Below are 11247 nucleotides of genomic sequence, written 5' to 3' on the forward strand. Positions count from 1 at the left end.
ATCAATTACGCAAAATAATTCGGTACTATTAAACATCGGGACTAGAGTTTTAAGTTTTGTGTGGTAACTCAACTGATGGCTCTAGTCCTCTTATTTTTCAAGTCAATTTTTTATCCGCGATTCGGGTAATAAGCTAAATAGATAAAACTCCCATGCTCTATACAATGCCCAGAAAAATTCAAATTGCTCCATCTCAAGCCAAATGGCAGCTTGCTGCTGCAGATTCAGTTTTGGTCTTGGTTGGGCTGCATAATTTAAGAATGCAGGCCGGGATTCAAGAGTCTGAGCTGATGAATAATCTGATTCAGATCAGCAATAAAGCTAAAGCACTTGATATTCCCATTGTCGACCTATATGGCGATGACCTGATTCAAGGCATGCAGCAACTTGGAGAATATGCTTCAACTCATCCTCAACTGATTTTTGCCGGACAAATCACACCGATGCTGAAACAGATCCTGCCACATCTGCAAAGTGTGACAGACCAAATTTGCATAATTAATGATGCAATTTTGATGCCTAGTCAGGAACAGCATATCCAGTGGATTGAGAATATAGTGGCACAAGGTTTGCATCATATGAACAGCTATAGTCTGACCCGATTGTGGAACTTAAGTGCGCCGTCAGAATATGTATTGTCAACCAAAGGCATCATGTTAGCAGTAGCTGAACAGCTGAATATAGATGCGCTGGAAATTGATCCTTATGCTGATTTAAAGCAGTATGGACTGGACTCTGTAGCAGTAGTCAGTCTGGTTGGCACATGGCGTGCGCATGGTGCTGATCTGCGTTATGAAGATGTGCTGGAACACCCGTCATTACATGATTTAGTGAGCTTTGTAATGCAATCTGCACGTCGATAATCGCTAATTGGGTAATTTTCTTAAAATAATCGGAAATTTCATCGCCATTTACATAAATGCGCATTGTAATTATCACTCAAGCTTTCTATTATGGCCGCCTTGTTTTTCGCGATCAGCGTGGGATTGAACTTTGAGTAATTTTCTAACCGAACATCTGATACATCGTGATGAAGATTTTATGGTCATCCATAAGCCTGCTGGCTTACTCACAGTGCCCGGTAAAACAGAAGATTTACAAGATTGCCTGATCAATCGCCTCATCAAATTAGAACCTAAAACTTTGCTGATCCATCGCCTGGATCGAGACACTTCCGGTATCTTAGTATTTGCTTTAAGCCGAGAAGGGCAAAAATCCATTTCTCGCCAGTTCCAGGAACGCCAAACCGATAAAACCTATCAGGCCATCGTGGCTGGAACATTAGAAGGCAAGGGTACAGTTGATGTGCCTGTCATTTATGATCCAAGCTGTCCACCACTGCATATTGCTGAACCGAATCATAATAAGCCGGCAATTACAGAATGGCAGGCCATCGAACATTTTGAAATTCAGAGGCAAGCTGTGACTCGGGTGAAACTGACTCCGATTACCGGTCGTTCACATCAGCTCCGTGTACATATGCAATATCTCGGGCATCCGATTATTGGCGATACCTTGTATGCAACGCCAGAGCAGCAACAGCTTAGTCCGCGTCTATGCTTACATGCCGAGCGTTTAAGTTTTTATCATCCTAAAACACAACAGTTAGTTGAATTTAATTGTCCGGCTGAATTCTAGGAAATACTTGTTTAATCGACGTGAATTATGCTCACTTTTTAGTGGGCTTTATGTCAAAATACATTGCTTGAAGGTGTGAAATTTTGCTCAAATGACTTTTCGTGATTGAGCCTGATATTCATAATCTTGTACTTAAGATAAAGGTGGAAAAATTGCAGCAATTTGCTATTGGTCAACGTTGGTTATCAGATACTGAAACAGAACTCGGTTTAGGGGTTCTCATTGATGTTGATGAGCGATCGGTCAGCATTTTATTCCCAAAAAGCGATGAAACTCGCGTCTATGCTCGCAGTAACGCACCCTTATCTCGTATCGTATTTAATGCGAATGACGAACTGCAAGATCAGGAAGGTGCGATCTGGACCGTTGAGTCAGTTGAAGACCGCAATGGTGTAGTGCGTTATCACGTGGTTCGTACTCTTGAAGATGGTACAGAAGAACGTAAAGCTTTAAATGAAACCCGTGTAGGTGCAACGATCCAGTTGTCTAAACCTTTAGATCGTTTACTGGCTAGCCAGATTGACTATAAAGAGTGGTATGACCTGCGTATTGAAGCCTTGCTGATGCAAGCCAATATGCAAACCAGTCCATTGCGTGGCTTGGTCGGTTCGCGTGTGGGTCTGATTCCACACCAGTTGTATATCGCACATGAAGTCGGTCAGCGTTTCGCGCCGCGTGTTTTACTGGCCGATGAAGTAGGCTTGGGTAAAACCATCGAAGCAGGTCTGATCATTCATCAGCAACTTAAAACTGGCCGTTCTGAACGTATTCTGATCTTGGTCCCGGATTCACTGCAATATCAGTGGATGATTGAGATGCGCCGTCGTTTCAATCTTGAATTCTCCCTATTTGATTTGGCTCGTACTGCATCGATCAAAGAGCATGATCCTGAACTAAATCCATTCCTGACCGAACAGCGCATTATTGCTTCTGTGGACTTGATGGTGGATCACGAAGATCTACGCGAACAGGCGATTGAAGCGGGCTTTGACCTGTTGGTTGTCGATGAAGCGCATCACCTGATGTGGTCTGAGGAAGAAGGCGGCAATGACCGTTATGATCTGATCGAAGAGCTGGCAGAGAAAACACCGGGCGTATTGTTATTGACTGCAACACCAGAACAGCTCGGTGTAGAATCTCACTTTGCACGTCTACGTTTACTTGATCCGCAACGTTTCAGTTCATTGGATCGTTTCCTAGATGAAGAAGAGCAATATCAGCATACCGCTAAAATCGCTGAAGTACTGATGTCAGACCTTCCACTGGAAGCTGAGCATTTCACTGCGATTGAAAGCCTGCTTGGTCATGCGATTGAAGATACCCCAGAGCAACGTTTCCGTGCCATTCATGAATTGCTAGACCGTCATGGTACGGGTCGTATCCTGTTTCGTAACACACGTGAAGCGATTCAGGGCTTCCCGGGTCGTGACTGTCAGCCAGCACCATTGCCAGCGCCAGAAAACTGGTCTAAAGATGGCAAACTACGTGAACAGATGTGGCCGGAAGAATCTCAACTTGATGGCTCGTGGATGGAAACCGATCCGCGTGTAATGTGGTTGATGGAAAAGCTGCGTACTGATCTGAAACACAAAAAAGTATTACTGATTGCTCGTAGTGGTCCAGTGGTTGAAGCACTGGAAAATGTATTACGTCTGCATGCAGGTATCCGTACTGCCATGTTCCATGAAGGCATGAGTCTTTTGGAACGTGACCAGGCAGCAGCTTATTTTGCTGAAGAATCTTATGGTGCACAGATTCTGTTATGTTCTGAAATCGGTTCAGAAGGCCGTAACTTTCAGTTTGCATCAGACTTGATCCTGTTTGACTTACCGGCCAATCCGGATGTTTTGGAACAGCGTATTGGTCGTCTGGATCGTATCGGTCAGGAAAACCGTATCCAGATTCATGTGCCTTATCTGGTGGGTACTGCGCAGGAGCGTATGTTCCGTTGGTATAACGAAGCGCTGAATATTTTCAGCAACATTTCTCCAACGGCGCAAACGCTGCAAGAAAACTTTATTGTTGCCCTGAAAGATTGCTTGCTGGCAGATAAAGGTCAGGAATTTGAAGATCTGCTGGAAGAAGTTAGCGTACAACGTGAAGCGCTTGAAGCCGAGTTGCAGGAAGGTCGTGACCGTCTGCTTGAGTACAATTCTTGCCGTCCCGTCGTGGCACAGGAAATTGTTAATGCGCTTGAAGACTATGATGACAATACCACCTTGCCAATGTTCATGAAGCGTTTTATGGCATCGACCAATATCGACTTTGATGAGCAAAGCAATGGTACGGTGATCATCAAGCCAACGGATCAGATGCAGGTACAAGGTTTGACCCTGGATGAAGAGGGCATGACAGCCACCTTCTATCGTGACCAGGCTCAGATCCGTGAAGATGCTCAATATCTAACTTTAGAGCATCCATTCACTGAAAGCGTGATGGAAATGATCAATACTCAGGGCTTTGGTAGTACCAACGTTGCGGTCTTAAAGTCTGCAGCATTGCCACAAGGTTCTGTATTGATGGAAGTGTGGTTCAAGGTTGATGTGGTTGCACCAAAAGCACTGAACTTACCGTCAAGCTTGCCACAGCAGCTGATCCGTGTATTGTTGAGTGAAAAAGGTCAGGATCTGTCTCAGAAGATTGCGCCTGAAATCCTGAAACCATATCTACATCATTTAGATGGCAATAGCTGCCGTCAGGTGGTGAAAGCACGCCGTGAAGTGATTGAAGCGCGTTATCAACAGGCATTGGAATTAGCTCGTTCAGCATTGCCAAACTTCAGGCAGCAGGCTAAAGAAGCGTATGGCAATAAATGGCAGTATGAAATTGACCGTCTGACTTACCTGAAACAGTTCAACCCAAGTATCCGTGAAGATGAAATCGCACGTTTACAGAAGCTGCAAAAAGAAGGCTTGAGTTTGTTAGAAGGTTTATCTGTAACACCTGAAGCGATTCAAGTAATGGTCGTGGTTAAGCCATAAGATCTAATGAATTATGAAAGCAGCTTTCGGGCTGCTTTTTTATGGCTGGAATTAAAGTCATGATTGAGCTTTTGGTCGGGCTGTGCTAGCTGATATTTTCTGTATTGTTTAAAATCAGCACCTCTAAGAATAAGAAATAAAATATCATGTCCAAAGCATTGATCACTATTGGCGCGAAAACCAGCCATGGCGGTATGGTCACTGAATGTGAAAACTCTTTTTTAATTAATGGCATGGCGGTGCATCTGAATGGCATGAAGCATTACTGTCCCAAGTGCCAAACTACCGTGACAGCTATTGCTAGTGATTTATCTACAATAGTCAAAGGCAGGGCTGTAATCATTGCTGGAGATAAAGCCAGTTGTGGAGCCACTTTTTTGCCGATGCAAAACCTGACTATTTCCAAAAAATAATCATCTATATCCAGACATGAGTTCATAGTGACTTAAAGGTCATAGATTGATGAATTTGGTTCTGTAGAATTTTGCATTTCAATATTAAGCTTCTTTCAGACTTTATAAAGAAATGATCAAAGAAAATAATGAAACAGGTTTTGCATTTTACTCATGCCAATGGCATTCCATCGGCAAGCTATCGCAAGTTTTTAAATTATTTTCAGGATGAATATCAGGTCAAGGCAATTCCGCTGATCGGGATGAATCCAGCCTATCCAATTACCAAAGACTGGCGTTATCTAGTAAATGAAGTGATACAGGATATCCAGCAGCAATCTCCGGATCAAAAGGTGATTGGGCTGGGACATTCATTTGGTGGTTTGATAACTTTAATGGCAGCCTATCAACGTCCGGATTTATTTTCCAAACTGGTGATCATGGATCCACCTTTCGTGATTGGTAAAAACAGTGCACTGTTTGAAGTCGTGAAAAAGCTCAACTTAAAAAGTATTGACCGTTTCACTCCGGCAGGTATTACCCTAAAACGTAAAGATTACTGGCCATCTAAACAGGACGCCGTTGAAGCGCTGAGATCGAATCGTCTGTTTAAGCATTTTGATGAGCAATGTTTTCAGGATTATATCGAAAGCGGGATTGTGCCTGATCAAGAGCGTGGAGGGGTAACTTTAGCCATTCCCAAACAGATTGAGGCAGAAATTTTCCGGACTGTACCGGCTTGGTGGTGGCGTACACCAAGAAAACCACCCCAGGTTCCGATACATTTAATCACAGCAGAGCGCAGCCAGTTTTATCAGCAAGGTTTACCACAAGGCATGCATAAGGTTTACCAAATTCATTATTCGGTGGTGCAGGGCGGACATATGTTTCCACTAGAGCATCCGGAAATGACGGCAAACCATGTTAAAGCCAGATTGAATAAGCTTTAATCTTGGTAATAAAAAAGACTCACTAAGAGTCTTTTTTTTCAGCTGGCTTAACGGATCTGAGATTGATCCAGATGACGGGCACCTTCCAGAATCATGCGAATCATGATCATGGTCTGTTCCGCAATTTCCTTACGGTCTTCAGGTGCCATATCGATCACATTGGCACCCATATTAAATACCAGTTGGGTAATCGCTCTGGCCGCAATCTCGGGATGAAATAATTTTTTATTATTTAGTCGTTCCAGACGGATCAGGTCTTCCTGAAGCTCCTGCTGGAAATAATTCAATTGGCGTTCGACTGCCTGTTTATAAGATTTTGAACCGGTATAACCTTCACGTAATAACAGGCTTAAATTACCTTCATCAGCATCCAGCTGGGCAATAAAGACCTCAACAGAGCTACGAATAATACTGTTCTGTTTCGATGCTTTTAGACGAGATTCATTGAGAATCTGACGCAGCACAATCCCGGCACGATCAATCAGTTCAATCGCCAGTTCATCGATATCTTTAAAATGACGATAAAAACTGTTCGGAGCAATTCCAGCCTCACGAGCAACTTCACGCAAGCTTAAAGATGAAATACTTTTTTGTGGTCCGATCAGGTTTAAAGCAGCCTGGAACAGTTCTTCCTTGGTAATGGTCGCTTTACGGCCCACACTACGGACAATAATGGGCTCATCAATGCTTTTCGATGGTAAAGACGCGTCACTGCTTATTTTCATTGAAGGCTCATTCATGAGGTGATTAGTAAAAGGCATTAACACATTATAACGAAGGCAGTCCAGCTTGTGAAATGATTAGAAACAATACAAATGTATATACAAATATATATACAAGTGTATAATAATTAAAAATCCAAGGTGATGTCTATAACGATGCCTGTACTCGAAAAGCTTAAAACGCCATTAAATACGCTGAAAGAGAGTGTGATTGATCCATATGCGATTAATTTCTGGATGCAGAAATTAAATCCTTTATGGTCAATGAATCAGCCCTTAGGCAAGATTGTGCGCAAAGAACATGCTGCGCAGGATATGCTGAGCCTGACGATTCGTGTCAATCATTTATTCCAGTTCGGTCAGGCGGGCCAGCATCATCCTGTATTTGTGGTGGTGAACGGCATTCGTTATGAACGTAGCTATAGTCTGACCCGTATTGATCAGCAGCATATTTTATTGACGGTTAAAAAAGTGAATGCGGGTAAAGTTACTACCTGGTTTGCTGAACAGGCTGAAGTCGGTGATATCATTGAATTCGGTCAGCCTTTCGGTGACATGACTTTGCCAGAACAGAGCAGCCCATTGCTTTTGCTTGCTGCGGGTAGTGGTATCACCCCAATGCTGAGTATGCTGGAAGCTTTAAAAGATAAAGCTGAACTGGCTGCACCAGTAACTTTATGGTACTGGGTTAAGAAAAACCAGGATGCTGCTTTCATTGCGCGTTTTGAAGAGTTGGCACAAAAATATTCAAACTTTTCTTATCGGGTATTCGCAACTCAGGAACAACCGGCTGCGCCGCGTCTTGATGAATCTTATCTAGATCAATTGCAGGCATTGGAACAAAGCACAGTCTATGCATGTGGACCATCAGGTTTTGTTGCGACTGCAGAACGACTATTTGCTTCAGCAAAACTGTTCAAAAGTGAAGCGTTCAGCATGAGTCTGAGTGATGAAGCTGATACCGGCTTTGTCAATGTAACCCTGACTCAATCGAAAAAAATCGTCACGATTCCTAAAGGCCAGTCGATTCTGGTGAGTCTGGAACAGCAGAATATCCGACCGACCCATGGCTGTCGTATGGGCATCTGTAATAAATGTGCCTGTAATAAAGCGGAAGGCTCAACCAAGAATCTGGTAAATGGCGCACAAAATACCGAGCCAGGTAATCTTTTAAAAATTTGTGTTAACTCAGCGCAGACTGACCTTGTCATCGACTTATAAGCGAGTTTTATCCTATGAATATGCCAGTAAAATTACAGTATTTTAAAAATCCTAAAAACCGTGAACTGACCCAGTCTGAGCTAGATGAACTTGCACGTGAGCTGGATGCCATCAAACAGGAAGTGCTGGATGATTTAGGTGAAAAAGATGCCAAATATATCCGTCGCGTATATTCGAGCATCCGTTATTCATCGATTGCAGGTCGTGCCTTATTATTCGCAGGCTGGTTCCCGCCAGCATGGTTATTAGGTACAGGCTTATTAGGCTTTGCCAAAATCATGGAAAATATGGAATTGGGTCATAATGTCATGCACGGTCAATATGACTGGATGAATGATCCGAAGCTCAATGGCCAAACCTACGAGTGGGATATTGTAGGAACTTCAGACAACTGGCGTCAAACTCATAACTTCAAGCATCATACCTATACCAATATTAAAGGCATGGATGATGATATCGGTTATGGCTTATTGCGTTTGTTCCCTGAGCAACGCTGGAAACCAGGTTATTTATTACAGCCAATCTACAGTATTCCATTTTGCTTACTGTTCCAATGGGGCGTAGCTATTCAAAACCTTGAATTGGGTAAATACTTCAAAGGCCGTAAAACCAAAGAGCAAACCCTTGAAGAATGGAAGCCAATGCAGCGTAAAATTGGCAAGCAATTATTCAAAGATTATGTATTCTTTCCATTGATTGCAGGTCCTGCAGCATTACCGGTATTGACAGGTAACCTGGTGGCAAATGGCCTTCGTAATATCTGGACTTTCAGTATTATTTTCTGTGGTCACTTTACTAAAGATGTAGAAGTGTTTCCGAAAGCTGTCATGGAAAATGAAAGCCGTGGTCACTGGTATATGCGCCAGATTCGTGGTTCTTCAAACTTGACTGGTTCTGAAGCGTTTCATATTTTGACTGGACATTTAAGCCATCAGATTGAACATCACTTATATCCAGATGTGCCTGCACGCCGTTATCGTCAAATGGCGCCAAAAGTAGAAGCAGTATGTAAAAAATACGGCTTAAACTATAATAATGCCAGTCTGGTAAAACAGTATGGCAGCGTGATTAAACGTATCGTGAAATATGCGTTTCCGTTTAAGAAGTAAGATAGATTTCAATAAAAAACCGCTATTCATAGCGGTTTTTTATTAGTCTCAGTTTAATTAATTATTTTAAGCTCTGACTCAGGTAAAGTCATTTCAAGTAGTGGAAGTACTTTATCTCGGCCTTCCAGATAAGCATAATGTGCAAGGCTTAACATTGCCTCATCTTCTTCGCTATTTCCATAAGCATAAATTTCAGCATAATCTTCTAAATTATATTTTTCCAAGATTCTACTTTTCTTCTGATCCTTACTACAATCAGGTGTGTTGTATAAACCTGTCATTTTGCCTGTCAGAATTTCTACTTCACTACAAATCAGGTCAATGCCTAAATAAGTACAAACCGGTTTTAAATATAAATCCAGTGAAGCAGAAACGAGAACGACTTGATGCCCGAGTTGCTGGTGTTGTTTGAGTTGCTTTAATAGCTTGGGATTTAATCTTAAAACAAGCTGCTGTGCATATTCTTCGGCAAGCTGCTGAATTTCATGCGCATGACTATTTTTGAACATGGTGTAATACAGCTTTGGGCGCATTGCATGAGCAGGATAGAGCTTAAGATAGTAAGCCTGAATCCAAGGCAGAATACGAATGCCACGTTTTAAAATCTGCCTTTTCTTTAAAGCATAGAAAATGAACCCTGTAAAACTGTCATAAGGATACAGGGTTCCATCAAAATCAAATAAGGCTAGAGTTTTATGTTTTTGATGCGGCGCATGCATGTTTGATAACGACCATCGACACGGCTGGCAAACCAGTTAGTATTATACTCACGACTCAATTTCGGGCCTGAGATCACGACTTCTGGCATCATTGCATACATTGGTTCTTTACCGGTTTTTTCTTGATAAAGTTTACTGATACCACGATAAGTCATAGTATCTTCAAAATCTTTAACTTTTTCTTTTTTTAGATCCGCCCGAATCTGACGTTCAGTAATAATAAAATTATTTTTTGCAAAAACGCTGATGAGCTCTCGTTCAGATTGACTCTTTTGTGAGCGAATCGCGCCATCTTTAGTATATAGTAGTAAATCGCCATCCAGGCTCAATTCGGCATCGGTTAAGCTATTTAACATGCTCTGGAATGCTGCATTACGGCTGGAATACATCCCAGAGTTATAATCAGCAAAACGATAAATCGGTTTTTCATAATCCGCAGGGTACATCATCAATCGATGAATCCCGTAATACAGTCCACCATACTGGCTATACAGGTCACTACGCAAATCAGCAATACTGCCCCCTTGACGTTTATATTCCTTGGCATAGCTGATATGAACCTGCATGGAACCCAAAGTTGTAATTGGATTCATTTTTTCGCCAATATTTTGTCCAAATAGTTTGGCTGCACCTGTCAGTGCACTTACATGATAATGCTTGGCCATGTAATCAAAGATTTCACGATAAAGTTCATCTAATTGACGTTCGGTTTTGACCCGGCGCATCTGACTGAGATAATTGTCTTCTGGACTTGGCTGGTTTTTCAGTACATCCTGGAAATATCCTGCAACTGTTCCACCGATACTTTCACCAAGTTTATCTTTAAATTTTTCTTCCAGACGTTCCTGAACTTCTTTAACGGCTTTCTCACCAAGACCAGGAACTACCGGGTCTGCATTAAAGTTAGATTCCTGATCGACAACTGCCACGATTGAACAGATATTCTCTTTGGTTTGTGGAATACCGAGCTGGTCAGTGATGTCATAAATATCTTGTGCCCAGGATTCACGCTGGCTGACACGACCTGGAATGGCTTTGCGAATATGTTCAACTTCAAGAGTGGGTTCATCATTTGACCACCAAGAACCATTGCCACACCCTACAAGGCTAATAGATAAAGCAAGTATGGATATGGACTTAAGAGAAAAAACTTGAGCAAAATATTTGTTCATGGTGTCGTAAATAAATTGAAAAGATGAGTGAACAAGGCAGATGCAGTATACTATGTCCATCAGAAAAGTGATGAATTTATATCTATATTGATTGGGGTTAATAGTCGGTTTCTCAAGCGTAGATGTCTAAAGTCCATGGAAGCATATTTACAAAATAAAATTTTTTCTAAGATATAGAATTCGCAGATTCAAATCCCAAGTGCAACACATTTGTAATTAGTTGAAAAAGTTAGGTGTATTCATAGAATCATTAGACTTTTTCAACTCGCAATTGGAAAGCACACAATGAAGAAATACACCCAACTTTCTCAAGATGAAAGATACGAAATTTATGCTACTTTGA

General features: G+C 41.9%; 10 protein-coding genes. 7 read left to right on the plus strand and 3 right to left on the minus strand.

All coding sequences use genetic code 11. The annotated features are described in order from the left end of the window. Positions 1-152 precede the first annotated feature (152 nt). From FTU03_RS15250 to FTU03_RS15270, 5 genes are all read left to right on the plus strand, one after another. A complete protein-coding gene (locus FTU03_RS15250) occupies positions 153-863 on the plus strand; it encodes a phosphopantetheine-binding protein (protein ID WP_179993423.1) in 711 nt (236 codons plus the stop codon). Between the two features lie 178 nt (positions 864-1041). Continuing rightward, positions 1042-1638, plus strand: coding sequence for an RluA family pseudouridine synthase (locus FTU03_RS15255; protein ID WP_302700667.1), 597 nt, complete (start codon positions 1042-1044; stop codon positions 1636-1638). Between the two features lie 143 nt (positions 1639-1781). Beyond that, complete coding sequence (gene rapA / locus FTU03_RS15260; protein ID WP_179993425.1) at positions 1782-4619, plus strand: RNA polymerase-associated protein RapA; 2838 nt, start codon at positions 1782-1784, stop codon at positions 4617-4619. A 146-nt stretch (positions 4620-4765) separates the two neighbouring features. Next, complete coding sequence (locus FTU03_RS15265) at positions 4766-5032, plus strand: PAAR domain-containing protein (RefSeq protein ID WP_004786323.1); 267 nt, start codon at positions 4766-4768, stop codon at positions 5030-5032. Positions 5033-5160: 128 nt separating this feature from the next. Beyond that, a complete protein-coding gene (locus FTU03_RS15270; protein ID WP_034702914.1) occupies positions 5161-5961 on the plus strand; it encodes an alpha/beta fold hydrolase in 801 nt (266 codons plus the stop codon). A gap of 47 nt (positions 5962-6008) precedes the next feature. Here the strand turns inward: FTU03_RS15270 and fabR are convergent, their stop codons facing one another. Further along, complete coding sequence (gene fabR, locus FTU03_RS15275) at positions 6009-6686, minus strand: HTH-type transcriptional repressor FabR (protein ID WP_004786319.1); 678 nt, start codon at positions 6684-6686, stop codon at positions 6009-6011. A gap of 153 nt (positions 6687-6839) precedes the next feature. Between fabR and FTU03_RS15280 the strand changes: the two genes are divergently transcribed. Continuing rightward, a complete protein-coding gene (locus FTU03_RS15280) occupies positions 6840-7904 on the plus strand; it encodes a ferredoxin reductase (RefSeq protein WP_179993426.1) in 1065 nt (354 codons plus the stop codon). A 14-nt stretch (positions 7905-7918) separates the two neighbouring features. Then, positions 7919-9013, plus strand: a complete 1095-nt coding sequence (locus FTU03_RS15285) for an acyl-CoA desaturase (protein WP_004786314.1) — start codon at positions 7919-7921, stop codon at positions 9011-9013. A gap of 53 nt (positions 9014-9066) precedes the next feature. Here the strand turns inward: FTU03_RS15285 and FTU03_RS15290 are convergent, their stop codons facing one another. Beyond that, the gene (locus FTU03_RS15290; protein WP_179993427.1) at positions 9067-9732 is read right to left on the minus strand and encodes an HAD-IB family phosphatase; all 666 of its coding nucleotides are present in this window, start codon (positions 9730-9732) and stop codon (positions 9067-9069) included. After that, complete coding sequence (locus FTU03_RS15295; RefSeq protein WP_179993428.1) at positions 9699-10904, minus strand: DUF1615 domain-containing protein; 1206 nt, start codon at positions 10902-10904, stop codon at positions 9699-9701. The genes FTU03_RS15290 and FTU03_RS15295 overlap by 34 nt, the downstream gene beginning before the upstream one ends. Positions 10905-11247: the final 343 nt, after the last annotated feature.

It is taken from the genome of Acinetobacter sp. YH12046, from assembly GCF_013419905.1.
GTDB lineage: Bacteria > Pseudomonadota > Gammaproteobacteria > Pseudomonadales > Moraxellaceae > Acinetobacter.

Bases quoted from the DNA above. Each gene is read 5' to 3' on its own strand.
- FTU03_RS15250 (WP_179993423.1), top strand. From the start codon at position 153: ATGCTCTATACAATGCCCAGAAAAATTCAAATTGCTCCATCTCAAGCC.
- FTU03_RS15255 (WP_302700667.1), top strand. From the start codon at position 1,042: ATGGTCATCCATAAGCCTGCTGGCTTACTCACAGTGCCCGGTAAAACA.
- FTU03_RS15265 (WP_004786323.1), top strand. From the start codon at position 4,766: ATGTCCAAAGCATTGATCACTATTGGCGCGAAAACCAGCCATGGCGGT.
- FTU03_RS15270 (WP_034702914.1), top strand. From the start codon at position 5,161: ATGAAACAGGTTTTGCATTTTACTCATGCCAATGGCATTCCATCGGCA.
- fabR (WP_004786319.1), bottom strand. From the start codon at position 6,686: ATGAAAATAAGCAGTGACGCGTCTTTACCATCGAAAAGCATTGATGAG.
- FTU03_RS15280 (WP_179993426.1), top strand. From the start codon at position 6,840: ATGCCTGTACTCGAAAAGCTTAAAACGCCATTAAATACGCTGAAAGAG.
- FTU03_RS15285 (WP_004786314.1), top strand. From the start codon at position 7,919: ATGAATATGCCAGTAAAATTACAGTATTTTAAAAATCCTAAAAACCGT.
- FTU03_RS15290 (WP_179993427.1), bottom strand. From the start codon at position 9,732: ATGCATGCGCCGCATCAAAAACATAAAACTCTAGCCTTATTTGATTTT.
- FTU03_RS15295 (WP_179993428.1), bottom strand. From the start codon at position 10,904: ATGAACAAATATTTTGCTCAAGTTTTTTCTCTTAAGTCCATATCCATA.